The 25,873-nt window shown below is 71.9% G+C and carries 22 protein-coding genes and 4 pseudogenes; 7 read left to right on the top strand and 19 right to left on the bottom strand.

The features are described from left to right. Positions 1 to 26: 26 nt before the first annotated feature. Together BLW85_RS38655 and BLW85_RS37170 are read right to left on the bottom strand one after the other, a co-directional pair. A pseudogene (locus BLW85_RS38655) lies at positions 27 to 170 on the bottom strand (2-polyprenyl-6-methoxyphenol hydroxylase); the annotation flags it as partial. 12 nt (positions 171 to 182) lie between these two features. Further along, positions 183 to 752 (bottom strand): annotated as a pseudogene (locus BLW85_RS37170) (fumarylacetoacetate hydrolase family protein); the annotation flags it as partial. Between BLW85_RS37170 and BLW85_RS40445 the strand changes: the two are divergent. Next, a pseudogene (locus BLW85_RS40445) lies at positions 729 to 1,456 on the top strand (LysR substrate-binding domain-containing protein); the annotation flags it as partial. The pseudogenes BLW85_RS37170 and BLW85_RS40445 sit on opposite strands and share 24 nt — an antisense overlap. Positions 1,457 to 1,476: 20 nt before the next feature. Here BLW85_RS40445 and pcaDC read toward each other — a convergent pair. Genes pcaDC through BLW85_RS37210 form a run of 7 tightly spaced genes read right to left on the bottom strand, consistent with a single transcriptional unit; the run spans position 1,477 to position 8,010 of the window. Beyond that, positions 1,477 to 2,604 carry a bifunctional 3-oxoadipate enol-lactonase/4-carboxymuconolactone decarboxylase PcaDC gene (gene pcaDC / locus BLW85_RS37180; protein WP_074995840.1) on the bottom strand — a complete coding sequence of 376 codons (1,128 nt, stop codon included), beginning with the start codon at positions 2,602 to 2,604 and terminating at the stop codon, positions 1,477 to 1,479. After that, complete coding sequence (gene pcaB, locus BLW85_RS37185) at positions 2,601 to 3,932, bottom strand: 3-carboxy-cis,cis-muconate cycloisomerase (protein WP_074995841.1); 1,332 nt, start codon at positions 3,930 to 3,932, stop codon at positions 2,601 to 2,603. The genes pcaDC and pcaB overlap by 4 nt, the downstream gene beginning before the upstream one ends. Then, positions 3,929 to 4,534, bottom strand: a complete 606-nt coding sequence (pcaG, locus tag BLW85_RS37190; RefSeq protein ID WP_074995842.1) for a protocatechuate 3,4-dioxygenase subunit alpha — start codon at positions 4,532 to 4,534, stop codon at positions 3,929 to 3,931. Before pcaG ends, pcaB begins: the two co-directional genes overlap by 4 nt. 5 nt (positions 4,535 to 4,539) lie before the next feature. Next, complete coding sequence (gene pcaH / locus BLW85_RS37195; RefSeq protein ID WP_070025771.1) at positions 4,540 to 5,313, bottom strand: protocatechuate 3,4-dioxygenase subunit beta; 774 nt, start codon at positions 5,311 to 5,313, stop codon at positions 4,540 to 4,542. Positions 5,314 to 5,354: 41 nt separating this feature from the next. After that, the gene (locus BLW85_RS37200; protein WP_074995843.1) at positions 5,355 to 6,563 is read right to left on the bottom strand and encodes a thiolase family protein; all 1,209 of its coding nucleotides are present in this window, start codon (positions 6,561 to 6,563) and stop codon (positions 5,355 to 5,357) included. Next, a complete protein-coding gene (locus tag BLW85_RS37205; RefSeq protein WP_070025769.1) occupies positions 6,560 to 7,228 on the bottom strand; it encodes a 3-oxoacid CoA-transferase subunit B in 669 nt (222 codons plus the stop codon). The genes BLW85_RS37200 and BLW85_RS37205 overlap by 4 nt, the downstream gene beginning before the upstream one ends. Further along, positions 7,228 to 8,010, bottom strand: a complete 783-nt coding sequence (locus BLW85_RS37210; protein ID WP_070025768.1) for a CoA transferase subunit A — start codon at positions 8,008 to 8,010, stop codon at positions 7,228 to 7,230. Before BLW85_RS37210 ends, BLW85_RS37205 begins: the two co-directional genes overlap by 1 nt. A 239-nt stretch (positions 8,011 to 8,249) precedes the next feature. On the opposite strand from BLW85_RS37210, the gene BLW85_RS37215 reads away from it, so the two are divergent. From BLW85_RS37215 to BLW85_RS37225, 3 genes are all read left to right on the top strand, one after another. After that, entirely contained in the window at positions 8,250 to 8,714 is a 465-nt protein-coding gene (locus BLW85_RS37215; protein ID WP_074995844.1) for a MarR family winged helix-turn-helix transcriptional regulator, read from the top strand. Positions 8,715 to 8,787: 73 nt separating this feature from the next. Next, a complete protein-coding gene (locus BLW85_RS37220) occupies positions 8,788 to 9,549 on the top strand; it encodes an IclR family transcriptional regulator (RefSeq protein ID WP_074995845.1) in 762 nt (253 codons plus the stop codon). Positions 9,550 to 9,613: 64 nt separating this feature from the next. Then, complete coding sequence (locus BLW85_RS37225; RefSeq protein ID WP_074996368.1) at positions 9,614 to 10,810, top strand: 4-hydroxybenzoate 3-monooxygenase; 1,197 nt, start codon at positions 9,614 to 9,616, stop codon at positions 10,808 to 10,810. Between the two features lie 160 nt (positions 10,811 to 10,970). On the opposite strand, the gene BLW85_RS37230 is transcribed toward BLW85_RS37225, so the two are convergent. The 3 genes from BLW85_RS37230 to BLW85_RS37240 all read right to left on the bottom strand — a co-directional run bounded on the left by BLW85_RS37230 (position 10,971) and on the right by BLW85_RS37240 (position 13,729). Further along, on the bottom strand, positions 10,971 to 12,566 hold the full coding sequence (locus tag BLW85_RS37230; protein ID WP_074995846.1) for an MFS transporter: 1,596 nt from the start codon (positions 12,564 to 12,566) through the stop codon (positions 10,971 to 10,973). A 170-nt stretch (positions 12,567 to 12,736) separates the two neighbouring features. Beyond that, complete coding sequence (locus tag BLW85_RS37235; protein ID WP_074995847.1) at positions 12,737 to 13,210, bottom strand: MarR family winged helix-turn-helix transcriptional regulator; 474 nt, start codon at positions 13,208 to 13,210, stop codon at positions 12,737 to 12,739. A 159-nt stretch (positions 13,211 to 13,369) separates the two neighbouring features. Then, on the bottom strand, positions 13,370 to 13,729 hold the full coding sequence (locus BLW85_RS37240; RefSeq protein WP_244174996.1) for a hypothetical protein: 360 nt from the start codon (positions 13,727 to 13,729) through the stop codon (positions 13,370 to 13,372). A 293-nt stretch (positions 13,730 to 14,022) separates the two neighbouring features. On the opposite strand from BLW85_RS37240, the gene BLW85_RS37245 reads away from it, so the two are divergent. Continuing rightward, positions 14,023 to 14,853 (top strand): helix-turn-helix transcriptional regulator, encoded by an 831-nt coding sequence (locus tag BLW85_RS37245; protein ID WP_079172563.1) that lies wholly within the window; start codon positions 14,023 to 14,025, stop codon positions 14,851 to 14,853. 128 nt (positions 14,854 to 14,981) lie between these two features. After that, positions 14,982 to 15,674 carry an SDR family NAD(P)-dependent oxidoreductase gene (locus BLW85_RS37250; protein ID WP_074995849.1) on the top strand — a complete coding sequence of 231 codons (693 nt, stop codon included), beginning with the start codon at positions 14,982 to 14,984 and terminating at the stop codon, positions 15,672 to 15,674. 620 nt (positions 15,675 to 16,294) lie between these two features. On the opposite strand, the gene BLW85_RS37255 is transcribed toward BLW85_RS37250, so the two are convergent. The 5 genes and pseudogenes from BLW85_RS37255 to BLW85_RS40995 form a co-directional block, all read right to left on the bottom strand. Then, positions 16,295 to 18,439 (bottom strand): protein kinase domain-containing protein, encoded by a 2,145-nt coding sequence (locus tag BLW85_RS37255; RefSeq protein WP_079172564.1) that lies wholly within the window; start codon positions 18,437 to 18,439, stop codon positions 16,295 to 16,297. A gap of 265 nt (positions 18,440 to 18,704) precedes the next feature. Continuing rightward, positions 18,705 to 19,964, bottom strand: a complete 1,260-nt coding sequence (locus tag BLW85_RS37260; RefSeq protein ID WP_074995851.1) for a PP2C family protein-serine/threonine phosphatase — start codon at positions 19,962 to 19,964, stop codon at positions 18,705 to 18,707. Beyond that, positions 19,964 to 20,773: an alpha/beta fold hydrolase gene (locus tag BLW85_RS40450; RefSeq protein ID WP_070025758.1), complete on the bottom strand. Its 810-nt coding sequence runs from the start codon at positions 20,771 to 20,773 to the stop codon at positions 19,964 to 19,966. The genes BLW85_RS37260 and BLW85_RS40450 overlap by 1 nt, the downstream gene beginning before the upstream one ends. Positions 20,774 to 20,961: 188 nt before the next feature. Further along, positions 20,962 to 21,183: a Clp protease/crotonase-like domain-containing protein gene (locus tag BLW85_RS40455; protein WP_244174997.1), complete on the bottom strand. Its 222-nt coding sequence runs from the start codon at positions 21,181 to 21,183 to the stop codon at positions 20,962 to 20,964. A 91-nt stretch (positions 21,184 to 21,274) separates the two neighbouring features. Next, positions 21,275 to 21,511 (bottom strand): annotated as a pseudogene (locus BLW85_RS40995) (enoyl-CoA hydratase-related protein); the annotation flags it as partial. An 87-nt stretch (positions 21,512 to 21,598) separates the two neighbouring features. Here BLW85_RS40995 and BLW85_RS37275 point away from each other — a divergent pair. Beyond that, the gene (locus BLW85_RS37275; RefSeq protein WP_074995852.1) at positions 21,599 to 22,303 is read left to right on the top strand and encodes a TetR/AcrR family transcriptional regulator; all 705 of its coding nucleotides are present in this window, start codon (positions 21,599 to 21,601) and stop codon (positions 22,301 to 22,303) included. Between the two features lie 39 nt (positions 22,304 to 22,342). On the opposite strand, the gene BLW85_RS37280 is transcribed toward BLW85_RS37275, so the two are convergent. Both BLW85_RS37280 and BLW85_RS37285 read right to left on the bottom strand, forming a co-directional pair. Then, positions 22,343 to 23,980 (bottom strand): amidohydrolase, encoded by a 1,638-nt coding sequence (locus tag BLW85_RS37280; RefSeq protein WP_074995853.1) that lies wholly within the window; start codon positions 23,978 to 23,980, stop codon positions 22,343 to 22,345. A 50-nt stretch (positions 23,981 to 24,030) separates the two neighbouring features. Then, positions 24,031 to 25,449 carry an APC family permease gene (locus tag BLW85_RS37285; protein ID WP_425275380.1) on the bottom strand — a complete coding sequence of 473 codons (1,419 nt, stop codon included), beginning with the start codon at positions 25,447 to 25,449 and terminating at the stop codon, positions 24,031 to 24,033. Positions 25,450 to 25,873: the final 424 nt, after the last annotated feature.

Raw genomic sequence — 25,873 nt, forward strand, 5'->3', positions numbered from 1 at the left:
TGAAGACGCCGCGGTCGGGGTCGGGTCAGGCGGCGCATCTCGGCCGCGTACGACTCGGGCGGTATCCCGGCGCGGTCGCGGTTGGCCTCGACGACGTACGCGTACAACGTGGTCTCGCTGGTCGGGCAGTAACCGGCGATGTAGGCCGGGCCGCCGTAGGCGAGGTCGGTTCAGGTCAGGCCGTACTCCAGTGCCTCTTCGACGGACACGCGGTGCGCGGGGCGGCCGATGACGGCCGCCAACTCCAGCTCCCAGTCCGGCTTCTCCGCCCAGGCGGGCAGCACGACGTCGTCGTACGGGCCGATGATCGAGGTCGGCAGGCCGATGAAGACGTACGGCAGGTCCTCGGCCGCCCGCCGGTCCATGATCTCGGCGGCCTCGGCGCGCCGCTCGCTCTCCGGCCGGTCGTCGCCGGGCGCACGGTGGGCGACGTGCAGGTCGATGACGTGCCGGCGGTAGTTGGCGCCGGACTGGAACACCTGTCGTGGCTCGACCGGCGCGTGCACCGCCGGCCCCGGCGGCGGCTCGCGCCCGGCGCCCCCGACGGCGGCCAGCTCCCGCAGCCGCGGCAGGAGGGCGTCCCAGTCCTCCAACACGTCCCGGACCGTGAGCCGTTCGTCGTCCAGCGCCGACCGGAGATCGATCACGTGCTCGGCGGCGGTGACCAGAACGGGGAACGCGGGGCCGCCCGGGCGGGACAGAGTGGCGAGAGCGAAAGGCCCGGCGCCGCCCTGGGACAGGTGTTGCTCGATCGCACCGCCACCGCGTACGACGTCCTCGAACGCCTCTTCGCCAGCCAGGCCGCTTTCGACCCGAGCGCCGAGAAGCGGGAGTTCCGCCTGTTCGCCTCGGACTACGCCGTCGCCGTCTTCGGCGCGGAACTGGCCCGCGTCGTGCACCAGCAGGCGCCCGGCATCCGGCTGCGTTTCACCCGGACGCCGCCCGCGGTGGCCGACGACACCGCCACCCTGCTCAGCGCGACCGACGGCCTGCTCATGCCCCACGGCGTCATCAGCGGCTTCCCCGCCACCGATCTGTACGACGATCGCTGGGTGTTCCTCGTGGCCGAGAACCACCCGGACGTCGGCGAGACGCTCACCCGCGAGGACCTGGCGCGCCTGCCCTGGGTCACCTACCAGCGCACCTACGACGCCCCGGCCGTACGGCAACTCGGCATGCTCGGCGTCGAACCGCGCGTCGAGGTCTCCGCCGACAGCTTCCAGCTGCTGCCGCTGCTGGTCGCGGACACCCGCCGCATCGCCCTGGTACAGGCCCGCCTCGCCCGGCTCTTGCGGCCGGTCGCCGCCGTGCGAGTCGTGGCACCCCCTACGAGGCGGTGCCCCTACGCGAGGCCCTGTGGTGGCACCCCGTCCACACCCACGACGCCGCGCACATCTGGCTGCGCGAGACGGCCGCCCGCGTCGGAGAGCGGATGGGCAGGACGCACCAGCTCTGACGGTGGCCCCGCACCGTCCGTCAGGTCCGGTCCGCGTCGTCCTCCGCGAGCACCCGTTGCGCCACCGCGAACGCGGAGTTGGCCGCGGGTACCCCGCAGTACACCGCCGTCTGGAGCAGCACCGCGCCGATCTCCTCGGGGGTGAGCCCGTTGCGCCGCGCCGCCCGTACGTGCATGGCCAGCTCGTCGTAGTGGCCGTGCGCCACCAGCGCCGTGAGTGTGATCATGCTGCGTTCGCGGCGGGTGAGGGTGGGGTCGGTCCAGATCTCGCCCCAGGCATAGCGGGAGATGAAATCCTGGAAGCGTGCCGTGAACGGCGTCTGCCGGGACTGCGCGCGGTCCACGTGCGCGTCGCCCAGCACCTCGCGGCGCACCTCCATGCCACGTCGGGCGCTGCCGGAGAAGTGGGCGCGCAGTGCCGTCAGGACGGCCTCCGGGCGCTCGGCGGGTGCCAGGTGCGAGGCACCGGGGATTTCCACGAGCGCCGCACCCGGCACGGCGTCCGCGATCTCCCGAAGGTGCGCCGACGGCGTGGCCGGGTCCTCCCGCCCGGCGATGGCCAGCACAGGGACCGTGATCTCCGGGAGGCGGTCGCGCAGGTCGAACGCGGCCAGCGCGTCGCAGCAGGCGGCGTACGCCTCCGGGTCCGCCTCCCGGTGATCGCGGACCAGCCCCGGCACGGTGAAGCCCGGGGTGAACCAGCGAGCGTCCGCGCCCTCCGCGAGGCCGGCGAGCCCTTCCCTCCGTACCAGCGCCGCCCGCTCCTCCCACGGCTTGGCGCCGTTGAAGTGGGCCGAGGAGCAGATCACGGCCAGCGATGACAGCCGGTCCGGATGGTGCACGGCCAGGTGCAGCCCCACCGCACCGCCCAGGGAGACGCCCGCGTACGCGAACCGCTCGATGCCGAGGGCGTCGGCGAGCGCGAGAACCAGCCCCGCGAGATCGCCGACGGTCGCACCGGCACCGATCAGCCCGGCCGCCGAGCCGCCGTGCCCGGGCAGGTCCCAGCGCACGACGCGGTGCGTGACGGCAAGCTCGGGCGCCACCTTGTCCCACAGGGCGTACGAGGTGCCGAGGGACGGACCGAGCAGCAGAGCCGGAGCCGAAGCGGAGCCTTCGACGCGGTGGTTGGGCAGGATGTCGGTCAACGTCGCTCCAAAGCACGGTCGGTGAGGGCTCCGGCGGAGCCGGTATAACGGGCCGGGTCGGTCAACTCGCCGAGATCGACACCGGTCGACTCCGTCTCCTCGGCGATGATTTCGGCCAGGGACCGGCCCTCTGTGTACGTGCGCCTGGCGGCGTCGGTGAGCAGTTCCTTCGCGCGGGCGCGTCCGAGGACGGGCGCCAGTTCGGCGGACAGCCGCTCGGAGACGATCAGTCCGTGGGTGAGCCGGAGGTGTTCGCCCATGACCTTCGGGCGCACCCGTAGCCCCTCGGTCAGTTCGGCCGCGAGCCGGGCGGCACCGCCCACCAGACGGAGCAGGTCCCGCAGTGGCTCCCACTCGGCGTGCCAGGCACCGGCCGGCCGCTCGTCCTCGGCCACCAGTGAGCCGTGCAGCGTCGCCGCGAGCTGCGGGGCGCGGCGGGCACCGGACACGATCAGTGTGGCGCGCACCGGGTTCGCCTTGTGCGGCATGGCTGACGAGCCGCCCCCGCTGCCCTCCGCCACCTCGGCGATCTCGGTACGGGACAGGGTGAGTACGTCCACGGCCGTCTTGCCCAGCGCGCCGGCCGTGAAGGCCAGGCACCCGGCGAGGTCGGCGACCGGCGTGCGCAGTGTGTGCCAGGGCAACAGCGGTTCCGCCAGGCCGAGTTCACGGGCATACGTGCCCGGCAGCGCGGTGGCGTCCGCGGCCCCGTACGCGGAGAAGGCCGCCAGCGTTCCGGCCGCGCCGCCGAGTTGCGCGGGCAGCGAGCCGCGTACCGCCGCCACCCGGTCCCGGGCGTCCAGCACCAGCGACCGCCACCCGGCCGCCTTCAGCCCGAACGTCGTCGGTACGGCGTGCTGGGTCAGCGTGCGCCCCGGCATCGGCGTGTCGCGGTGCTCGGCGGCCAGGCCCGCCAGCGCCCGCTCGGTGCGCCCGAGGTCGCCGAGGACGAGGTCCAGGGTGCGCACGGCGACCAGCATCATCGCGGTGTCCATGATGTCCTGGCTGGTCGCCCCCCGGTGCACGTACGGGCCGTGCTCCGCGCCGACCGCCCGGGTCAGCTCCGCGACCAGCGGGATCACCGGGTTCCCGCCGTTTCGTGCCCGCTCGGCGAGGGACGTGACGTCGAAACCGGCCGTGCCGGCCGCCTCCGTCACCGCTGTCGCCGCCTCTTCGGGTGCGAGTCCCAGGGCGGCCTGGGCGCGGGTCAGCGCGGCCTCCGCGTCGAGCAGCGCGCGCAGGAACGCCGTGTCGGACGTCTCGGCCGCGGCCGGGGAACCGGCCCACCCGGGGGCGAGCAGACCGGTGTCGATGTCGGCTGATGTCACTGGAACTCCAGGAAGACCGTCTCGCCCTCGCCCTGAAGGCGGATGTCGAAACGGTACGTGCCGGCGCCCTCCTCGGCCGCGACCAGCGTGTCGCGCCGCCCGGCGTCCAGCCGGGACAGCAGCGGGTCCGCCGTCAGCGCCGCCTCGTCGCCCGGCAGATAGATCCGGGTGAACAGGTGCACCAGCAGACCCCGCGCGAACACGCAGACACTGAGGTACGGCGCGTTGCCGCCGCGAGCCCCGGGGCGCAGCGTACGGGCGTACCAGTGGCCGTTCGCGTCGGTCTGGATCCGCCCGAAGCCGGTGAACTCCACGCCGTTCCGGCCGAGGAAGCCACCGCTCGCCGGGTCCCGTCGCAGGGAACCGTCCGCGGTCGGCACGTTCCCCTGCGGGTCCGGTCCCCACAGCTCCAGCAGCGCGTCCGGCAGCGGCCGGCCCTCGCCGTCGTACACGTACCCGTGCAGGGTGACGGTGTCCGGGTGCCCCGCCGGCGCGATGTCCTCTCCGCCGGGGAACGGCAGCGCGTAGCCGTAGAAGGGGCCGACGGTGTGCGAGGGAGTGGGCAGCACGCCGGCCGCGGCGGTGGTGTCGGTGTTCGTCATGGTGGTCAGCGCCCTTCTTCCATCCAGGTGCCGTTCGGCCCGTCCAGCACGATGTCCCAGTGGTAGCCGAGCGAGAACTCCGGCACCGACAGACTGTGGTCGTACGTCGCGACCAGCCGCTGCCGCGCCGCGTCGTCCGTCACCGACTGCAGGATCGGGTCGTACGGGAAGAGCGGGTCGTTCGGGAAGTACATCTGCGTCACGAGCCGCTGGGTGAAGGCCGAGCCGAAGACGGAGAAGTGGATGTGTGCCGGCCGCCAGGCGTTGACGTGGTTGCGCCAGGGGTACGGGCCCGGCTGGATGGTGGTGAAGCGGTAGCAGCCGTCCGTGTCGGTGAGGGTGCGGCCCACCCCGGTGAAGTTCGGGTCCAGCGGGGCGTCGTGCTGCTCGCGCCGGTGCGCGTACCGCCCGGCCGAGTTGGCCTGCCAGATCTCGATGAGCTGGCCGCGCACGGGACGGCCGTCGCGGTCCAGCAGCCGGCCGGATACGGTGATGCGCTCGCCGACGGGCTCGCCGGTGTGCTGCCGGGTGAGGTCGTTGTCGATCTCGGTGATGTCCCGCTCCCCGAACGCGGGGGAGGACAGCTCCACCATCTCCGGGTCCTTGGCGACGTCGATGGCGATCAGCGGCTGCTTCGGGTGGCGCAGCACCGAGGAGCGGTACGGCGCGTAGTCGCGGCGGGGATGGTGCTCGACGGGCGCGCCGTCGGCGACCCGCTGCTCGTACGCGGCGTGCTCGGCCGCGATCTCCCGGTCTATGTCGTGCTGGGTGAGGGCCATGGTGGCCGGACTCCTTTGTCCTGGTGCGCTTGGGCCTGGGATCAGCGTTCGAGGACGAGGGCGAGGCCCTGGCCGACGCCGATGCAGAGGGCGGCGACGCCGACGCCCCCGCCCTTGCGGGCGAGCTGGTGCGCGACGGTGCCGGCGAGGCGGGCGCCGGAGGCGCCGAGCGGGTGGCCGAGAGCGATGGCGCCGCCCTGCGGGTTGAGGATGGCGGGGTCGAACTCCGGCCACTCGGCCACACAACCGAGGACCTGGGCGGCGAACGCCTCGTTCAGCTCCAGTACGTCCACGTCGGTGAACGACCTGCCGGCCTTGGCCAGCGCGCGGTTGGTGGCCTCCACGGGGGCCAATCCGAAGTAGTGCGGGTCGGTGGCGGAGACCCCGGTCGCGCTGACACGGGCGAGCGGCCGGCGGCCGGTGGCCCTCAGACCTTCCTCGTCGACCAGCAGCAGTGCGGCCGCGCCATCGTTGAGCGGGGAGGCGTTGCCCGCTGTCACGGTCCCGTTCCGCTCACGGAAGGACGGTTCGAGCCGGGCCATCTTCTGGAGGGAGGCGTCGGGGCGGACACACTCGTCGGCCGTGTGGAGCACCGGATCGCCCTTGCGCTGTGGTACCGGCACAGGAGCGAGCTCGGCGTCGAACAGTCCCTCGGCCTGCGCCTTGGCCGCCTTCTGGTGGGAGCGCAGGGCGAACTCGTCCTGCTGCTCGCGGCCGATCTTGTGCTTGTCGGCGATGAGTTCGGCCGACTCGCCGAGCGGGATGGTCCACTGCGGCTCCATCCGCGGGTTGACCATGCGCCAGCCCAGAGTGGTGGAGTACAGCTCGGTGTGCCCGGCCGGGAACGCCTGGTCGCTCTTGGGTAGTACGTAGGGGGCGCGCGTCATCGATTCCACACCGCCCGCGAGGACGATGTGGGCGTCGCCGCAGGCGATGGCGCGGGCGGCCTGGATCACGGCCTCCAGGCCGGAGGCGCACAGCCGGTTGACGGTCACACCGGGCACGGAGGTGGGCAGACCGGCCAGCAGGCCGGCCATGCGGGCGACGTTGCGGTTCTCCTCGCCGGCACCGTTGGCATTGCCGAAGTAGACGTCCTCGATGCGCGAGTGGTCGAGGCCGGGCGTACGGGCGAGGAGTTCACGGATGACGTGGGCGGCCAGGTCGTCCGGTCGGACCGGGGCCAGAGCGCCGTTGTAGCGGCCGATGGGGGTGCGGACGGCATCGACGATGTAGACGTCGCGGGTACTCATGACGCCATCTCCTGGGTCGCGTCTTCGAGTTCTCGCGGGACACGGACCTCGGCGGCGGTCTTCGCGACGATCTCGTCCACGGTGACGTCCGGCGCGGTCTCCACGAGCACCAGTCCGTCGGGGGTCACGTCCAGCACGCCGAGATCGCTGATGATCCGGTTCACGCACGCCTTGCCCGTCAGCGGCAGCGCGCACTCGGCCAGGATCTTCGGTGAGCCGTCCTTCGCGGTGTGTGTCATCACGACGATGACGGTCCGGGCGCCGTGGACCAGGTCCATCGCGCCGCCGATACCGGTGATCATCTTGCCGGGCACGGCCCAGTTGGCCAGGTCTCCCTTCTCGGAGACCTGCATGGCGCCGAGCACGGCGACGTCGATGTGACCGCCGCGGATCATCGAGAACGACAGGGAGGAGTCGAAGAAGGACGCGCCGGGCAGGACCGTGACGGTCTCCTTGCCCGCGTTGATCAGATCGGGGTCCACCTGGTCGTCGGCCGGGTACGGGCCGGTGCCCAGGATGCCGTTCTCCGACTCCAGAACGACCTCGACGCCCTTCGGCAGATGGTTCGGGATCAGGGTCGGCAGGCCGATGCCGAGGTTGACGTACTGGCCGTCCTTCAGCTCCTGGGCCGCACGGGCGGCCATCTCTTCACGCGTCCAGGCCATCAGCCGCTCACCGTTCCTCGTGCCGCAGGCGCGGAAACCGTGCGCCGTTCGATCTGCTTGTCCGCCGCCTGCTCGGCAGTGAGCGCGACCACCCGCTGCACGAAGATGCCCGGCAGGTGCACCGCGTCGGGATCGATCTCACCGGGCTCGACGAGCTCCTCGACCTCGGCGATCGCGACGCGCCCGGCCATCGCGGCCAGCGGGTTGAAGTTCCGCGAGGACTTGTTGAACACGAGGTTCCCGTGCCGGTCGCCCTTGGCGGCCCGGACGAGGGCGAAGTCGGTGCGGATGCCGCGCTCCAGTACGTACTCGGTGCCGTCGAACTCGCGGACCTCCTTGGGCGGCGAAGCCAGTGCCACCCCGCCGTTTCCGTCGTAGCGCCACGGCAGCCCGCCGTCGGCGACCTGCGTGCCCACGCCGGCCGGGGTGTAGAAGGCGGGGATCCCGGCCCCGCCGGCGCGCAGCCGCTCGGCCAGCGTGCCCTGCGGAATCATCTCGACCTCCAGCTCGCCGGCCAGGTACTGCCGCGCGAACTCCTTGTTGGCGCCGATGTACGACCCGGTCACGCGGGCGATCCGGCCGGCCGCCAGCAGCACCGCGAGTCCCGAGTCCAGGGCCCCGCAGTTGTTGGAGACGACGCCCAGCCGGCGGACCCCGCGCTCGTACAGGGCATGGATCAGTACGTTCGGTACGCCGCTCAACCCGAAACCGCCCACCGCCAGTGACGCGCCGTCCGGCACGTCCGCCACCGCGTCGGCTGCTGTCGGCACCACCTTGTCCATCGGTGCGGCCCCATTTCTCATTGGCAAGTAGTCAGTACACTGACTTTCTCGGTGAGGTTTCCGTACGCTGCCACTTCCCAAGAGGGTCGTCAAGGCCCCTGCCGACTAGAGGTCGCACGAAACATGAAGCCCCCATCGGAAGAACCCTGGGCTTCAGATCAGTCACTTGTTATCGTTCAGTGCACGGAATGAATCCAGTCTGCGGACGGACGCGCTGACACCTGAGACGAGGAGCACGGATGGCGGCGGTGGACCTGAACTCCCACCCAGGGCACCTCGCCCGGCGGCTCCAGCAGGCACACCACCTGCTGTGGACGACGATGGTCTCCGAGGAGATCACCTCACCGCAGTTCGCGGTCCTCAACACGCTCGTCGCCGAACCCGGCCTCGATCAGCGCACGGTGGGCGAGCGGGTCGGCCTCGACCGCTCCACCATCGCCGAGGTGATCAGTCGGCTCATCCGGCGCGGCTTCCTCGACAAGGACCGTGATCCGCAGGACGGCCGGCGTTTCCTGCTGCGTCTGACCGACGACGGCTTGCGCGTCCACCGCAAGCTGACAGTGCGCACCGCCCGGATGAACCAGGTGTTCCTGGCACCGCTCTCCACCGAGGAGCAGACCCTCTTCCTCGGCCTCATCCGGCGCGTGGCCGACGCCGCCGATGAACTCCGCGCGCCTGCGGACCACCTGGCCACGCGCTCCTGAATCCAGCCAGCCAGCGAGGAGCGGTGGCGGGCCTCGCCCGGGTCACCGCCCACCGAGCGGAAGGACGTCGGACATGGCCGGCAACGCCGCGAGCCGCGGGCGCTCCGTGACCAGCCGCGCCCTGGCGATCCTCGGCGCCTTCGACGAGCGGCACCGTCAGCTCGGCCTCACCGATCTCGCGGCCCGGGCCGGCCTTCCCGCCGCGACGGCGCACCGGCTGGTCGCCGATCTCGTCGCCTGGGGGGCGCTGAGCCGCACCGAGTCGGGCAAGTACGTCGTCGGACGCCGACTGTGGGACATCGGCCTGCTCGCGCCCGTGCACACGGGGCTGGGGCAGATCGCCTCGCCGTACCTCCACGACCTGTACGGTGCGACCCGGGCCACCGTCCACCTCGCGGTGCGCGACGGCCGGTGGGCGCTGTACGTCGACCGGCTCTCCGGGCACGCCTCGGTGCCGGTGGTCAGCGCGATCGGATCACGGCTGCCGCTGCACGCGACGGGGGTCGGCAAGGTGCTGCTCGCGTACGCGCCGGCCGGTGTCCAGGGCCAGGTGCTCGACGACCTGCCGCGGATGACGCCGTACACGGTGACCCAGCCGGGCCGGTTGCTCCGCCAGCTGGAGAAGGTGCGCGAGGACGACTTCGCCACGACGGGGGAGGAGATGACTCTGGGCGCGTGCTCGGTGGCCGTGCCGATCCGGGCCGGCGGTGACGTGGTGGCCGCACTCGGCGTCGTGCTTCCCCAACTCAAGCCTGACCGGGGGCGGTTGGTCGGCGCCCTGCGCGTGGCGGCGCGGGGCATCGGGCGCAGTATCCCCGGACCGGTGGCCGGCTGACCGGCTTCCACTGGACGGAAGGACAGGGTGGTCGAAGCGACCGGACGGTTCGAGAATGCCGGCCATGACCTCGTCACGCATCCGAAGCCGCACGCAGATCGGCATCGTCGGAGCCGGCCCTGCCGGACTCATGCTCTCCCACCTGCTGGCCCGCGCCGGGATCGACTCGGTCGTGGTCGATCTGCGCAGCCGCCGGGAGATCGAACAGACCCACCGTGCCGGAATCCTCGAACAGGACTCCGTCGACCTCCTGGTCGGAACCGGCGTCTCCGCACGGGTGCACCGGGACGGTTACCGCCACGACGGCATCGAACTGGCCTTCGGCGGAGGCAGCCACCGCATCGACTTCCAGCAGCTGGTCGGCGCCTCGACCCAGCTCTACCCCCAGACGGACGTCTTCGTCGACCTCGCCGACGCCCGGGAGCGCGACGGCGGCGACGTCCGGTTCGGCGTCACCGACGTGTCGGTCGACGACATCGTCTCCGACTCACCCGTCCTGCGCTTCACCGACGCCGACGGCACCGGCCACGAGGTCCGCGCCGACTTCCTCGTGGGCGCCGACGGATCACGAAGCCTGTGCCGCCGCGAGGTACCGGAAGCGGCACGCACCCAGTACTTCCGCGCATACCCCTTCGCCTGGTTCGGGATCCTCACCGAGGCACCGCCCAGCGCACCGGAGCTGATCTACAACCACTCCCCGAGAGGCTTCGCGCTGATCAGCCAGCGCACCGAGACCCTCCAGCGGATGTACTTCCAGTGCGACCCCGCGGAGGACGCCGCCGCCTGGTCCGACGACCGGATCTGGGACGAGCTCCAGTCGCGGGTCGGGGCCAACGGCCACCGGCTCAAGGAAGGGCCGATCACCTCCAAGACCGTCCTCCCCTTCCGCAGTTTCGTCCAGGAGCCGATGCACCACGGGCGGCTGGTGCTGGCCGGCGATGCCGCGCACACGGTGCCGCCGACCGGCGCCAAGGGCCTCAACCTGGCACTCGCCGACGTGCGCGTGTTGGCCCAGGAACTCGAGAGGGCGGTCGCCCGCGGCGACACCGCCCCGCTCACCTCCTACAGCGAGCGGGCACTGCGCCGGGTCTGGAAGGCCCAGCACTTCTCCTACTGGATGACCACCATGCTGCACACGCTGCCGGAGGCCACCCCGTTCGACGTCCGGCGCCAGGAGGGGGAGCTGGCCGCGGTGACCGGTTCCACCGCGGGGTCGACCTACCTCGCCGAGGCGTACACCGGCTGGCCGCAAGGGCGGTGAACCGGGCACTGCCCCGCCGAGCGCCGGCTGCGAACCAGAACAGGGGAGGGCCCCGCGGCGCCCGACCGCGTCGCAGGGCCCCTCGGGCAGCCGGCCGAGGCGTGGCGGAGCTTCCGCCCCCGCAGCGCGCCCTCGCCTCGGCCGGCAGGATGCCGCGCCCTCAGTGACAGGCCGCCCCGGGGTTGCGTCGCACGCCCGTGACGGCGAGCAGAGCGCCGAGCACGCACAGGACGCCGGAGACCAGCACGGCGCTGTGGACGCCGTTCATGAACGCCTGGTGGCTGCCCTCGACGACCGCCGACCTGATCGAGGCGGGCATGTCGCCCGAGACCGGAGCGACGCCCATGGCCACCGCGTCCTTCGCACCCTCGGACAAGCGGCCGGCCGCGTCGGCGTGCAGGCCGGAGGAGGTCAGCTCCCCGGTCAGGGTCGAGCCGACCCGACTGCTGATGAGGGAGACCAGGACGGACGTGCCGAGCGCGCCGCCGACCTGCAGAGCGGTGGCCTGGAGACCGCCCGCGACGCCGCCGTCCCTCACCGGCGCGTTGCCGACGATGGCATCGGAGGAGGACGCCATCACCATGCCGACGCCGAGGCCCAGAGCGATGAACGGGGGCCACATCGCGCCGTACGAGGAGTGCGCCCCCCAGCCGAGCATCGCGAAGCAGGCAACGGCCTGGAGCGCCATGCCGAGCGGCATCGTGAGGCGTGGGCCGAACCTCTCGGTGAGCGCCGCGCCCAGCGGGGAGGCGACCACCGAGGCGAGACTGAGCGGCAGGGTACGGACACCGGCCTCGACCGGAGTGAACCCCCGCACGTTCTGCAGGTACAGCATCACGAAGAAGATCACGCCGAGCAGGACGAAGAAGTTCAGGGCGGTGATGACGGTGCCGATGGTCAGCGCGGGATTGCGGAAGAGACGCATGGGCAGCAGCGGGTGCGCCACGCGGGTCTCGTACCAGCCGAAGAGCAGCAGGACCACGACCCCCGCGCCCATGGCGCCCAGAGTGCCGGCGGAGGTCCAGCCCCAGGTCTCGCCCTTGACGACACCGAAGACGACGGCGAGCAGACCGAGCGCGAGCAGGACGACCCCCGGGAAGTCGAACCTCTCCCGCGCCGCTGCCGTGTTCCTGCTCTGCGGCAGCACCGCGATGCTGAAGACGAGCGCGATCACACCGACGGGGGCGTTGATGTAGAACACGGATTCCCAGTTGACGTGCTCGACGAGCAGACCGCCCACGATCGGACCGAGCGCCGTGGAGACCGACGACACCATGGCCCAGATCCCCACGGCCATGCCGAACTTGCTCGGCGGGAAGACGGCGCGCAGCATGCCGAGGGTGTTGGGCATCAGCAGCGCCCCGAAGAACCCCTGGAAGGCGCGGAAGACGATGACGCCTTCGATGGACCCCGACAGACCGATGGCGACGGAGGCGAGGGTGAAGCCGGCGACACCGATCAGGTAGAAGGTGCGGCGGCCGAAGCGGTCGCCGAGCTTGCCGCCCAGGATGAGGGTCGCGGCGAGGGCGAGCAGGTAGGCGTTGGTGACCCATTGGAGGTCGGCGGTGGAGGCGTTCAGGTCGCGGCCGATCTCCGGATTGGCGATCGAGACGACGGAACCGTCCAGACCGACCATGAACAGCCCGAAGGCGACGGCGACGAGGGTCAGCCAGGGGTTGTCCCGACGGCCGCGCGGTCCGCCCGCGTGTGCCGAAGGGGCAGGTGGAGCCGAGGAGTTGATGACTTCCGAGGACATGAAAGCGTGAGTCCTTGATCAGACGTTGGGGGCAGGTGGCAGCGGACGACTCTGCGGGTCCGCGCAGGATGACCGGCCGTATCCGGCGAAGGTGCGGCCGGACACGGCCGGGAGAAAGCGGAAAGGGCCGCCTGCCGTCGTCGCGCACAGGCTGGGCCTGCACGTGAGTTTCAGTCGACGGCGGGGTGAAGGCGCTTGTTCAGCTCCTGCAGAGAGGACAGCGCCGAGCCGAGGGCGTCGAGTTCGCCGTCGGTCATGGTGCGCAGCGCCTGGGCGACCTGGTCGCTCATGAGGTGCCGAACCTCGCTGATCTGCTGACGGGAGGTCACGGTGAGGTGCAGATGCGCGATGCGCTTGTCCTGCGGGTCCTGCCGACGCTCCAGCAGTCCCTGTTCGCTCAACTGCGTCACCAGGGCGCTGACATTGTTCGGCTTCATCAGCAGAGCCGCTGCCGCTCGGCGAACGGTGACGCCGTCGTTGGCCTCGACATGACGCAGCAGCGCGAGCTGCGCCTCCGGCGGCTTGGGGTGCGGAAACTCCAGATCGACCCGGCGCTCCAAGGCGCGGGCCAGCGCGGGCAGGCATGCCACGAGCCCGGCGGCTACGTGGTCGATGTCCTGGGCGGACGCGCTGGTCTCGGGCACACAGGAATTTTAGGTCCGGTCATATAGGTATGTCAAAGTACCTATCTGCCTTGACCGCCGCCGGCGAAGCCGCCCACCGCCGCCGGACGCGGCCCTCTGGAAGGACACGGCCGGGCGCATCGATCACCGTTCCGTCGGGCGGCGGTTGAAGCGGGCGCGTCAGACGGGCGGGCAGCCGAACCAGTCGACCGTGCCGGCGCCGGCGCCGGAGGTGTGGCCGAGGCACCTGATGGTCCTGCCGTGCACGGTCGTGGACCGGTCGACTCCGGCCTCCACGCTCTCACCCTTGTAGTGGCGCTCGACGAGGGTGTCGATCTCCACGGTGTACCACCGATGCTCCTGGGACGGGATGGTGCAGCCCCGGGCGGTCACGGTGCGGCTGGGCCCGCTGTCCCACACGTCCTGTTCGGCACGGGCGCAGTGCGCGCCTGCGGAGGCGGCGGCGGGGGAAGCGGCGGTCGCGAGCGGGGCCAGCGCGCCTATGGCGATCGCCGCGGCGGCACCGAGAACGTGTTTCACAGTCGGGTTCATCCTTGGGTCCTCCTGACGGGCAGGGTCATCGACCGGAGCCGTGGTGTCGTCTCCTTGTGATCGTCACACCGGGGCGGTGATGTCTGCCTGGTGGCCGGGGGCTGGTTCCTCCTACCCGGTGACCTCGGTGCTGCCAATGCAGCAGACTGCTGCCCTCCCCGGTCACCCTGCGGTCTCGGCGACCAAGGTGGCAGTCAAGGGCGGCCTGGGCAGGCACCCTTCGACCTCTGTCACACCGCGTACCACCCGGCTGTGCGACGGGGTGACGGATGATGGCGTGCATGAATCAACTCGGTGACACGTTGCGGGCGTGGCGGGATCGGCTGGATCCCGCGCAGGTGGGGTGGGGGCACGGGACATCCCGACGGGTTCCTGGCCTGCGGCGTGCGGAACTCGCCATGCTGGCCGGCATCTCGGTCGAGTACGTGGTCCGGCTCGAGCAGGGGCGGGTGCAGACGCCCTCGGCGCAGGTGTGTTCCGCACTGGCCCGCGCCCTGCAACTGTCCGACGACGAGCACGCCCACCTCCTGCGGATGGCCGGCCACGTCGCGGACCCCCGGCGGGTCCCGCGGGTGATCCCGGCGAACCTGTACCGGATCACGGACCAGCTCGCCGCCAATCCGTTGGCGCTCTACGACGCCACCTGGCAGCTGCTGTACTGGAACCCGCTGTTCGCGGCCACATTCGGTGAGCTGGCCGTCCGTGAGTCGGAGGAGCGCAACGTCCTGGTCTGGGTGTTCCTGGGGGAGCTGCCGCGCGTGCGGCAGACGGCGTCCGAACGGGCGGCGTTCGAGGAGTCGCTCATCGCCGACCTCCGTGCGACGACCAGCAGGTACCCCGACGACCCCGAGCTGCCGGCCCTGATCGAGAGGCTGAGCCGCAGCCCGCGGTTCCGTGAGTTGTGGAGCAGCCGGTCGGTGGGCGGTCACGAGAGTGCGCGCAAGTACGCGGAACACCCCGAGGTCGGAGACATCGCCCTGATCTCCGATGTGCTGACCACCCAGGGCGATCTCCGACTCGTGGTGTACACACCGCAGCCGGGCACCGACGCCCGCGGCAAACTCGATCTGCTCGCCGCCGTGGACGTCCAGAGCATGTCCCTTCGGCAGTGAGGGGCCCGCTTCCGTGGGTGGTACGCGCCGTACCAGGAAGTGCCGTGGCTCCCGGTCAGGCTCCCGGGGACGCAGCATCGAGTCCGTGAACAGCGCACCACGGCGCTGTTCGGAGCGGAGAAGCCAGCATGACCACCACGTTCATCACCGGAGCCAACAAGTCCCTCGGCATGGAGACCGCCCGTCGTCTCGTCGAGGCGGGGCACACCGTCGTCGTCGGCGCCCGTGATCCCGAGCGCGGCCGGGCCGCGGCCGCGTCACTGGGCGCCCGGTTCGTCCGGATCGACGTGACCGACGACGCCTCGGTCGAGGCCGCCGCGGCCGACGTCGCCGCGCACGAAGGGGCCATCGACGTCCTGGTCAACAACGCCGGCGTGCTCGGCCGGGTCGGGCCCGTCGAGGAGTACACCGCGGCCGACATGAGCGCCGTCCTCGACGTGAACGTCGTCGGCGTCGTGCGCGTCACGCACGCCTTCCTGCCGCTGCTGCGCAAGTCGTCGCACCCTGTCATCGTCAACGTGTCCAGCGGAATGGGCTCGTTCGGCATGACCCAGGACCCGGCTCGGATCGAGTCTCAGTACGCCCTGCCCCTCTACGCCGCGTCGAAGGCAGCGGTCACCATGCTCACGACGCAGTACGCCAGGGAACTCAAGGACATGAAGGTGAACGCCGCCGACCCCGGCCAGACCGCCACCGACTTCACCGGAGGCATCGGGCACAGTGTGGCCGAGGGCGCCGAATCCATCGTGGCCCTCGCGACGATCGGCCCGGACGGCCCCACCGGACAGTTCGTCGACCGTTTCGGCACCCTCCCCTGGTGATCCCGCCCCCACTCCGGCCCCGGCCTGACGGCCACGTCGAGGGACATGCGCGGTGGCCCGGAGCGCGGGAGGACCACTGCTCCCGCGAGTGCCCGATCCGGGGCATGAGCCGGAGCGGCCTCGCACGCTTGATCGGGCGGCGTCCGGGCCGCGGAGCTGCCCACCGCCCGGACGCCCGCCGCCGACCGGGTCGAAGGCACAGGTGGCCGAACGAGACGAGACGGATCGGGTGCGAGGGGGCCACCCCCGCGGCCTGAAGGCCTCGCAGCTGCGGCTCGTGGCAGACGTGGAGCCGCCGATGCCGCCGTGCACCGGCATGGGCGAGCGGACGACGGCGGCAGGAGAGCGCCACCGCACGCTCCCTGCGGGCCCCGTCCGGGGTCCGGGAGGCGACCGCCACCGGAGAACCGGCCGCGGTTCCTGCCCGGCCGGCCGCTCGCCCCACCGTCCGTCACCGAGGAGCCCGACGAGCAGCGACCGGCAGGCGGGCCGGCAGGCGGCGTTTGACCCCCGTTGTGCTCAGGGCCCGCTGGCCCTGGAGGACCTGGTGGACGATCTGTCACGGCTGTGAACCCACCGCGCGACGGCCGGACTCCGGCCGCCCATGCCCGACCGCGGGGTCACCAGCTCGTGCCGATCCGCCGGCGTCGCGCGCCCGAGTAGGCGGGGCCGGTATAGCGGTACAGGTGCCCGGTGGTGGCGCCGGTGGCGAGCAGGTCGGTGGTCCCGGAACCGGGGATCGCGACGAGGTTGGTCATGGTGTTCCAGCCGGTGCCGATCTGCTTGCGCTGCGAGCCGTAGTAGTGGGGTCCCCGGTAGTGGAACAGCCGGCCCGCGTCGTCGACGGCGAGGATGTCGGCGCTGCCGCTGCCGGAGATGTCGCCGACGCCCACGACGGCGTTCATCGTGCCCCAGCCGGTGCCGATCTGCTTGCGCTGCGAGCCGTAGTAGTGGGGTCCCCGGTAGTGGAACAGCCGGCCCGCGTCGTCCACGGCGAAGAGGTCGCCGGTGCCGTCGCCGGTACTGGTGACATGACTCATGGTCTCCCAGCCCGTGCCGACCCGGGTCCTGCTGGGACCGTGGTAGTCCGGGCCGTGGTAGCGGTACATGTCCCCGGAGTCGCTGATCGCCAGGATGTCGCCGTTCGACCCCCCGATGGCGACGAGCTTCTTCATCTTGCCCCAGCCGGCGCCGACCCGCGTCTTCTCGAAAGGGTCATACCCCGGTGCCGCATACCGCCACAGGCTTCCCGCCCCGTCCACGGCCAGGATGTTCCCCCCGCCCACGCCGACCAGGTGCGACATCGGAGGGGTCGCCATCTCGTAGTACAGCTCGGCGGCGTGGGCGCGCAGCGGGGCGGTGAGCTGGTCGGCCTGTAGTTGCCGCGGTCTGTTCGCCCCGGCGGCCGTCCGGTAAAGGCGGTGGGCCAGGCCCCGTTCGTTGTCGAGTCCTTGCAGCCGCTCCAGGCGCATGCTCCTGCCCGTCTCCTCGTCGGCGAACCAGACGACCAGGTCCTTGCGTCCGCCGGCGGGGCCGGTCAGGGCGATGAGCGACAGGTCGTCCCACCGCACGCGGATCGAGCGTGCGGCACTGGCCTGCGTGACGGTGATCGACTCGTGAGCGAAGGTGACGCTGTCGGAGGTGAGGAAGAACCCGCGCACGTACCCCACCGCGCTGCTGACCAGGCCGCCCACCACTGCGCCGGTGACGAGCCCGACCACCAGCGACCCGGACAACCGGTCGTAGTGCCCCTGGTGGACGTGAGCGTCCCGGAGCAGTCCCGCCACGGCTCCCAGCAGAACGAAGGAGAGGGCTAGGAGACAGGAGGCGTCCTGGGTGCTCCTCCTCGTCAGGGCCTGTCGGGTGTGGCTGATCGTCACCGGACCGGAGGGCCTCACACGGGAGGGCTTCCGGTCCGGGGACTGCTCCTGCGTGATCGGAAGTCTCAGCGTGGACGCGGCGTGGTCGAGCATGTCCAGTGCTTGTGCGATCGTCGGGCGCTGCGCCGGGTCCTTCCGCAGCAGCGCCATGACGAGAGCGGTGAGCCGGCCGGCCCGCACGGGCGGGCGGGGCGGCTCGGTCAGGACGGCGGTGGGGTTGGACGCGGGGAACGGCAGCACGCCCTCCATCGCCTCGTACAGCGTCGCGCCCAGGGAGAACAGGTCCGCCCGGCCGTCGTACGGGCCGCCCTGCCAGCGTTCGGGAGCCATGTAGCCCGGTGAGCCGATGACCATGTCGGGGGCAGTCAGCCGGGGGTCCTTCCGGTCCACCGCGATCCCGAAATCGGCGAGCAGGATCGCGCCGGAGGAGGCCAGCATGGTGTTCGCCGGCTTCACGTCCCGGTGCACCAGGCCCGCCCGGTGCACCGCGTCGAGCCCGCGCAGCAGGGCACGAGCGACGTCGGCGGCCCGCCCCACCGGCAGCGTGCCTCGTTCGTCTAGCTCCTCCGCCAGCGAGCGGCCGTCCACGAGCTGCATGACGATCCACGGGATGCCGTCGACCTCCACCACGTCGTGCACGGTGACGATGTGCGGGTGGTCGCGCAGTCGCGCCGCGTTCCGGGCCTCCCTGCCCGCGCGGGCGAGGAGTTCCCCGCGCAGGGCGTGCGGCACCGCGTCGTCCAGCCGGACCTCTTTCACCGCCACGTCCACGGCCAGCGCCAGGTCACGAGCCCTCCAGACCTGCCCGAATCCGCCTGCGCCGAGCCGGCCGACCAGCTTGTAGCGCCCGCCGATCACCATGTCCGGCGCTGTCTCGCCCCTCATCGCTCCCCCGATCGGCACGCGCACGTGCTCCTGGACGTGCGCCCGTCCATGCTGGCACGAACCAGCCGCAGGCGACACAGCGGCCGTTGACGATCCGTCAGGTGATTTCGTGCTGTCGCACCGTCGGCCCCGAGCGGTCCTTTCCGGGGCCGCCGAGGTCGACGACGCGTTGCCGCCCCGTGGCCGATGTCCAGCCCGGGGCAGCGGGCGGGTCACCTCGGCGACGGGGTCGGAGGGGTGCCCCGGGTATGGGTGATCGTCCCGCTCACTGCCGCTCTTCACGGTCGGCGCGGGGCACGTGGACGGCCAGGACGGCGGTGTCGTCGTCCACCCCGGTGCCGAGCGTGTCGATGAGGCCACGGACAGCTGTGATGATGTCCTGGGCCGTGGTGGGGGCGAGGGCCCGGACGAAGTCGAGGAGGGCTTCGTCGCCGTAGCGTTCGCCGCGGACGGCGGTGTGGGCCTCGGTGAGGCCGTCGGTGTGCAGGAGCAGGGTGTCGCCGGCTTCGAGACGGAAGGTGATGGTGGCGATGTCGGCGTCGGGCAGGACGCCGATGAGCTGGCCGCCGGGGGTGGGCAGGCAGTCGGCGGTGCCGTCCGCGCGCAGCAGGAGGGCCGGGGGGTGGCCGCCGCTGGCGAGGGTGATACGGAAGCCGCCCTGGTCGCCGTCGGGGGTGAGCAGGCCGAAGATGACGGTGCAGAACCGGGGATCGGTGCCGTTGTACTCGTGGTTGAGGACGGTGTTGAGGTTGCTGAGGACCGCGGCCGGGTCGGGGTCGTAGACGGCGGCGGCACGCAGGGTGTAGCGGGCCAGGGAGGTGACGGCCGCCGCCTCGGCGCCCTTGCCGCACACGTCTCCGAGGAACAGTCCCCAGGACCCGGCTGCGAGGGGGAAGAGGTCGTAGAAGTCGCCGCCGACCTCGTCGACCGAGGCGATGTGGTAGTGCGCGGCCACGTCCAGGCCGGGCACGTTCTCCAGTGCAGGCGGCAGCAGCGTTCTCTGAAGAGTGGTGGCCAGTTGCTGGAGGCGTTCGCGTTCGCCCTCGGCCTCCTGCCGGGTACGCAGCAGCTCCTGCTCGTAGGCGCGGCGGTCGCGGGCGTCGAAGACGGTGGTACGGATCAGCAGCGGCTGCCCGTCGCTGCCGGTCTTGACGGTGGAGGTCACCAGGACCGGCAGTCGGCTGCCGTCGGCGGCTCTCAGCTCCAGCGCGATGCCGCTGATCTCGCCCTGCATGCGCAGGAGCGGCGCGAAGTGCGTCTCGTGATAAAGCCGCCCACCGACGGTGAGGAGGTCGGAGAACTTCCTTCGGCCGACCAGCTCCGCGCGCTTGTAGCCCAGCCAGTTCAGCAGAGTGGTGTTGACCTTGGCGATCTGCCCGTCCAGCAGGGTGGAGAGGTATCCGCACGGGGCGTTCTCGTACAGGTCCTCAACGCTGTCTTCCAGCAGGGCGGAGAAAGTCTGGTCGTCGTCCGGGGGCTCCTCGGGGTCGGGGCCCGAGTTCTGGTCGCCGTCGCTCCGGCACATCATCGCAGTGTCCTGGCGAACGCGGCGATCGCCTGGGCGGTCTCCTCGGGGGCGCTGAGCTGGGGACAGTGCCCGGTGGCGTTCAGGGTGATGAGCCGGCTGCCCTTGATCTGCCCATGGACGAAGGCGCCGACCTCCGGTGGGGCTATGGCGTCGGTGGAGCACTGGGCGACGAGGGTGGGCACCGCGACCCGCGCCAGGTCGGTGCGGTTGTCGGACAGGAACGTCACACGGGCGAAGACCCTGGCGATCTCCGGGTCGGTGGCGCAGAAGCTGTTGGTCAGCTCCTGCCCCAGTTCCGGGCGCTCGGGGTTCCCCATGATGACCGGTGCCATCACCCCCGACCAGCCCAGATAGTTTGCGTCCAAGGACTGCAGCAGCTCCTCGATGTCCTCGGCACTGAACCCGCCGCGATACCCGGTCGCGGGATCGTCGACGAAGCAGGGGGAGGGGGCGAGCAGCACCAGCCCCGCGAAGTATTCAGGGTGTCGCGCCGCGGCCAGTACGCCGATCATCGCGCTGACCGAGTGGCCCACGAACGTCACCGGACCGAGGTCCAGCTCCCGGCAGATCTCCAGCACGTCGTCCACGTAGCCGCCCATGCTGGAGTAGCGGTCCTCGCTCCACGCCGACAGGTCCGAGCGGCCTGCTCCCACATGGTCGAAGAGCACCACGGTGAACTCACGCTCCAGCGCCGGAACCACAAGACGCCACAGGTTCTGGTCGCATCCGAACCCGTGTGCCAGCATCACCACAGGCCCGCCCGGCCGCCCGGACACCCGCACATGGTTCCTGCTACGCACGTCCATACGACTCATCCTCGCAGACCCGGGGCCGGGAACCGGCGAGCGAGACGTGATGGCGCCTCCTCCCGCGGCACGGGGCTGCGGCGAGGGAGATGGTCTGCCGGATGCAGGCATGCCTGCGCGCAGCAGGGCCGGGCAGCGGGAAGGCACCCTCTGGACGGAGGCCACGCGGTGCCGCTCTCCAGCCTGGGTCATCGCTGTGCGAGCAGCGGGCCGCCGGCGGGCGAGGCCCCGGCGATCCGGGGGGCCTGGAGGACGGCGAAGTTGGTCAGCGGCGCGTTGCCCGCGCTCCGCTCCGCGAGTTCCAGGGCCCTGGCGCGCGCCCCGCCCTCCTCGGTCTGGTACTGCGAGAGGCCGGCGGCCTGTCCCTCGGCGGCGTCGAGGGCGCGGCCGGTGAGCATCATGTCCGCCATGCGGTGCGCGCCGATCAGCCGGGGAATCCGGACCGCCGCCGATCACCGCGTCCTTGAGGGTGGCCACCACGGGGACGTGCCCGCCCTCGATGGTGTCGAAGACGCGGTGCCACATGAGCGAGTGCTCCAGCGGCTCCTCGGTGCGGCGCTCGGTCAGCTCGCCGAGGTCGAGCCCGGCCGAGAAGTGATCACCCTCGGCGTCCAGGACGACGGCGCGGACGTCCGCGCCCGGCTTCCGGAAGAACTCCTCCAGGCCCAGCACCGTGGCGTCGTCGAGGGCGTTGCGCTCGGCCGGGCGACGGAGCGTCGGAACCGCCACTCCGTCCACCCGGTCGATGGAAAGCGAACTCAAGGGAAGGTTCCTCAACCATCGGATCTCCGGGTTACGTCAGCTGAGTTGTCATACGCTGAGGTGATGAGCGAACGCGTAGTGCCCGAGCCCCAGCGGCGCCGTCGGCGGCCGACCAAGCAGGGGGTGGTGCTCTCCCGCGAACTGATCGTCGACACGGCGCTGCGGCTGGTCGGGCAGCACGGTGCGCAGGCGCTCACCGTCCGCCGGCTAGGCACCGCGCTGGGTGCCGACCCCAGCGCGGTCTACCGCTACTTCCACAGCACCGACGATCTGCTGCTCGCCATCGCCGAGGAACTGATCGCCCGCGCCCAGGACGGCTGGCAGGCCACCGGGGACTGGCGGGCCGACCTGCGGGAGATCGGCCTGCGGATCTACGCCGGCTACCGGGCCCACCCGCAGGCCGCGCTGCTCGCCGCCCACCGCACCACCGGGCGCACCCACGAGATCGCCGCCGTCGAGGCGATCCTCGGCATCTTGCGCACCGCGGGGTTCCCCGACCCGGAGGCGGTGCGCATCTACCACGCGTTCGTCGACCAGAGCCTTGGATTCGCGGTGCTGGACGCCGCCTCGCTCGCCCTGCCGGCCGCGGCGCAGTCGGCGGACCAGCGGGTCTGGCACGCCTCCTACGCCAGGCTCGACGCCGGGGCCCACCCGCACATCGCCGCCACCGGGCACCTGCTCGCCGCCGAGATGGGGCGCAGCGGCTACCGGTTCGCGCTGGACCTGCTGCTGGACGCCGCCGAGGCCCGGCTGGCGGCGGCGCGCTGAGCGGTGCGCGCCGCCGACGGCCCGGGGCCGTGGGTGGGATCAGTCGGCGGCGTGGACCAGTTCGCCGCCGACGTACGTCCGCAGCACCCGGGCAGCGGCGATCTCCTCGGGCGGGCCGGTGAGGATGTCGCGGTCGAGGACGACCAGGTCGGCCAACTGCCCAGGGGCGAGCACGCCGGCGTCGTCGTGGCCGTTCACGAACGCCGACCCGGCCGTGTAGACGGCGATCGCGGAGGCGAGGTCGAGCCGCTGCTCGGGCAGCAGGACCCGGTCGTCGTCGGCGTCGGGCAGGCGCCGGTTGACGGCCACGTGCAGGCCGGCCAGTGGGTCCGGGCTGCTCACCGGCCAGTCGCTGCCCGCCGCCAGCGTGGCGCCCGCCCGCTGGAGCGCGCCGAACGGGTACTGCCAGGCGGCGCGCTCCGGACCGAGGAACGGGATGGTCAGCTCGTCCATCTGCGGCTCGTGGGCCGCCCACAGCGGCTGGATGTTCGCGACGGCGCCGAGCCGGGCGAAGCGCGGCACGTCGTCCGGGTGGACCACCTGGAGGTGCGCGAGGTGGTGGCGGGTGTCGCGCCACCCGTTGACGGCGCGGGCGGCCTCGACCGCGTCCAGCGCCTCGCGCACCGCCCGGTCGCCGAGCGCGTGGAAGTGCACCTGGAAGCCCAGCGCGTCGAGTTCGGTGACGTGGCTGCGCAGGGCGACCGGATCGACGAAGCTGAGGCCGGAGTTGGTGGTGGCGCAGCCGCAGCTGTCGAGGTAGGGGCTGGTCATGGCGGCGGTGAAGTTCTCCGCGATGCCGTCCTGCATGATCTTCACCGAGCCGGCCCGGAACCTGCCGTGCGTCAACTCCGCGCGCCGCTGGACGAGTTCGGGGATCTGTTCGGCTCCCCGGTCGCGCTCCCACCAGAGCGCGCCGGTCACCCGGGCGGTCAGCGCGCCGGAGCGGGCGGCGGCCAGGTACGCGTCGGAGGGGTCGGGCATGCCGTTGAACTCGCCGAGCAGGGCGTCCTGCCAGCCGGTGATGCCGAGCGAGTGCAGCAGCCGCTGTGCGCGCAGCAGCCCGTCGAGGCGGTCGGCGGCGGTGACGGGCGGGATCAGCCGGGCGACCAGGGCGGTGGCGCCTTCCTGGAGCATGCCGCTGGGGGTGCCGTCCGGCTCCCGTTCGATCCGCCCGTCGGCCGGGTCGGGGGTGGCGCGGTCGAGGCCCGCGAGCTCCAGGGCCCGGGTGTTGACCCACGCGCCGTGGTGGTCGCGGTTGGCGAGGTAGACCGGCCGGTCGGGGACGGCGGTGTCGAGCAGTTGCCGGGTCGGCAGGCCGCCGTCGAAGCTCTCCATCGACCAGCCGCTGCCGGTGATCCACTCCTGGTCGGGGTGGGCCTCGGCGTAGGCGCGGATCCGCGCCAGGCAGTCGGCGGCGCCGACGGTGCCGGTGAGGTCGCAGGCGGCCAGCTCGGTGCCGCCGCCCACGGCGTGGATGTGCGCGTCCTGGAAACCGGGCAGCAGCAGCTTTCCGTCGAGGTCGACGACCTCGGTTCCCGGCCCGATCAGTTCGCGGACCTCGTCGTGGCCGACGGCGGTGATCCGACCGCCGGTCACGGCGAGGGAGCTCCCGCGGGTGCGGGCGGCGTCGCCGGTGTGTACGGGGCCTCGGGTGAAGACCAGATCGGCCTTGGTCATGGGTGGTGCTCCGTTCTCGGGTGGTACGGGGTGGTGCGAGGTGCCCGCGACTAGCGGATGGCGCCGAGGAAGTACGGTGAGCGGCGTCGCCAGCGGGCCCAGGCCGCCGCCGGCAGACCGCTGACGATCATCAGGATCACCACGGAGAGTTCGAACCAGCCGTTGTCGGCGGCGAGTTCGAAGTGGTCGGCGGAGTCGTAGAAGGTCCAGGCGAGGTAGCCGCCGACGGCGAGCAGCGCCGCGGCGCCGCACAGCGGACCGACCACCGCGCGCAGGCCCTCCAGCGGGCTGGTGCGCAGCAGGTGGCGGAAGCGGACGGCGGCGGCGACGGCGGTGAGTGCGTAGTACAGCGCGACGATGATGCCGATCGCGTTGACGGCGGCGGAGATGAGGTCGTTGACGGTCGGGATGGCGACCGCGCACAGCGCCAGGGCGACCGCGGCGCCGGTGATCAGCAGGGTGCCCGCGGCGGGCGTGCGGTGGCGGGGGTGCAGGCGGGTCCAGACCGGGCCGAGCACGCCGTCGCGGCCCATCGCGTACAGTCCGCGGGCGGTCGGGATCACTGAGGACTGGAGCGAGGCCACCGCGGAGAACATCAGCGCGATCAGCGGCAGCGCGGCCAGCGGCTGCGAGGCCAACCGGGTCCCGAAGTAGGTCAGCCCGTGCGCGCCGTTGCCCGCCAACTCGTCCAGCGGCAGAACCCGTTGGAAGGCGGTGCCGGCGAGCAGGAACAGCAGCAGCATCACCACCAGGGCGACCGTCCCGGCCCGGGAGGCGTCGCGCGGGCGGCGGACCTCCTCGCCGACGCTGAACACCGACTCGAAGCCCCAGTAGCAGAACACCGCGAGCACCATGCCCTGGGCCAGCGCCTCCAGGGACGGGATCGCGAAGGGGTCGTACCACTGGAGCGAGAACGGCTGGCCGCCGGCGAACAGTCCGTACCCGCAGAAGCCCAGCAGCACGGCGTACTCGAAGACCAGCAGCGCCTTCTGGAGCCGTGCGGCCAGGTCGAGCCCGCGCACCGCGACCAGCGCGGCGCCGACCAGGACGGCCAGACCGATCAAGGTGCACTGGACGGTCGAGTCGGCGTCCAGCCGCAGGCCGGCGACGCTGCGCAGGTGCACCAGGTCGAGGAGTTGGACGATCGACGAGCCGGTGACGGTCGTGGTGTACGCCATGAACACCACCGTGCCGACGGTGTTCACCCAGCCGGTGAGGAAGCCGAGCCAGGGGTTGAGCGTGCGGCCCACCCAGCGGTAGCTGCTGCCGGCGTCCGGTTCGGCGGTGTTCAGCCGGCCGTAGCCGCCGGCGATGGCGAGCACCGGCAGGAACGCCAGCAGCATGATCGCGGGCAGGTGCAGCCCGACGACGCCGGCCATCAGACCCAGGCCGATCCCGATGCTGCTGGTCGCGGCGGTACTGGAGGCGGCGATCGCCACGCCGTCGAGGAGGCCGAGTGACCGGTGCATGGAGTGCTGGGAGCCGCTCGCACCGGTTCTCGGACCGCTGCCCATGGCCTTCTCCGTCGATGCCAAGGGATCACCGCCTTGGGGGTGTTGGTGGGAAGTGCGAGCCATGAAACCGGGCGGGCCGAAACACGTCAATGCTGTTGTCATAAGGGTGGGACGGCGAGCGCCCGGGGCCCGGGCCGCGGATTTCCGGGCGGTCGGGTAAGCCCCCGGGGCCCGACAGCCCGCATTCCCCTGGCATCGGCGATCCCGACGCCGCGTCGGATCCGCGGAGATCGAGGACCTCCTCCCGCCCGGCTCGCCGGCCTCCGGAACGGCCGGGGGATCCGCGGACTCCGCGGTCCACGACCGGAAGCGGGTGCGAGCGGGGTGTCGACGGCGACCAGATCCGCCAGGTCCTCGCGGTGGCAGACGTCCGCGAACT

Source organism: Streptomyces misionensis, from assembly GCF_900104815.1.
Lineage (GTDB): Bacteria > Actinomycetota > Actinomycetes > Streptomycetales > Streptomycetaceae > Streptomyces > Streptomyces misionensis.

Bases quoted from the DNA above. Each gene is read 5' to 3' on its own strand.
- BLW85_RS37205 (WP_070025769.1), bottom strand. From the start codon at position 7,228: ATGGCCTGGACGCGTGAAGAGATGGCCGCCCGTGCGGCCCAGGAGCTG.
- BLW85_RS40450 (WP_070025758.1), bottom strand. From the start codon at position 20,773: ATGGACGTGCGTAGCAGGAACCATGTGCGGGTGTCCGGGCGGCCGGGC.
- BLW85_RS37260 (WP_074995851.1), bottom strand. From the start codon at position 19,964: ATGTGCCGGAGCGACGGCGACCAGAACTCGGGCCCCGACCCCGAGGAG.
- BLW85_RS37210 (WP_070025768.1), bottom strand. From the start codon at position 8,010: ATGGACAAGGTGGTGCCGACAGCAGCCGACGCGGTGGCGGACGTGCCG.
- BLW85_RS37220 (WP_074995845.1), top strand. From the start codon at position 8,788: ATGGCCGGCAACGCCGCGAGCCGCGGGCGCTCCGTGACCAGCCGCGCC.
- BLW85_RS37280 (WP_074995853.1), bottom strand. From the start codon at position 23,980: ATGACCAAGGCCGATCTGGTCTTCACCCGAGGCCCCGTACACACCGGC.
- BLW85_RS37230 (WP_074995846.1), bottom strand. From the start codon at position 12,566: ATGTCCTCGGAAGTCATCAACTCCTCGGCTCCACCTGCCCCTTCGGCA.
- BLW85_RS37255 (WP_079172564.1), bottom strand. From the start codon at position 18,439: ATGAGGGGCGAGACAGCGCCGGACATGGTGATCGGCGGGCGCTACAAG.
- BLW85_RS37245 (WP_079172563.1), top strand. From the start codon at position 14,023: ATGAATCAACTCGGTGACACGTTGCGGGCGTGGCGGGATCGGCTGGAT.
- BLW85_RS37285 (WP_425275380.1), bottom strand. From the start codon at position 25,449: ATGCACCGGTCACTCGGCCTCCTCGACGGCGTGGCGATCGCCGCCTCC.
- BLW85_RS37200 (WP_074995843.1), bottom strand. From the start codon at position 6,563: ATGAGTACCCGCGACGTCTACATCGTCGATGCCGTCCGCACCCCCATC.
- pcaG (WP_074995842.1), bottom strand. From the start codon at position 4,534: ATGACGAACACCGACACCACCGCCGCGGCCGGCGTGCTGCCCACTCCC.
- BLW85_RS37215 (WP_074995844.1), top strand. From the start codon at position 8,250: ATGGCGGCGGTGGACCTGAACTCCCACCCAGGGCACCTCGCCCGGCGG.
- BLW85_RS37225 (WP_074996368.1), top strand. From the start codon at position 9,614: ATGACCTCGTCACGCATCCGAAGCCGCACGCAGATCGGCATCGTCGGA.
- BLW85_RS37250 (WP_074995849.1), top strand. From the start codon at position 14,982: ATGACCACCACGTTCATCACCGGAGCCAACAAGTCCCTCGGCATGGAG.
- BLW85_RS40455 (WP_244174997.1), bottom strand. From the start codon at position 21,183: ATGGCGGACATGATGCTCACCGGCCGCGCCCTCGACGCCGCCGAGGGA.
- pcaH (WP_070025771.1), bottom strand. From the start codon at position 5,313: ATGGCCCTCACCCAGCACGACATAGACCGGGAGATCGCGGCCGAGCAC.
- BLW85_RS37275 (WP_074995852.1), top strand. From the start codon at position 21,599: ATGAGCGAACGCGTAGTGCCCGAGCCCCAGCGGCGCCGTCGGCGGCCG.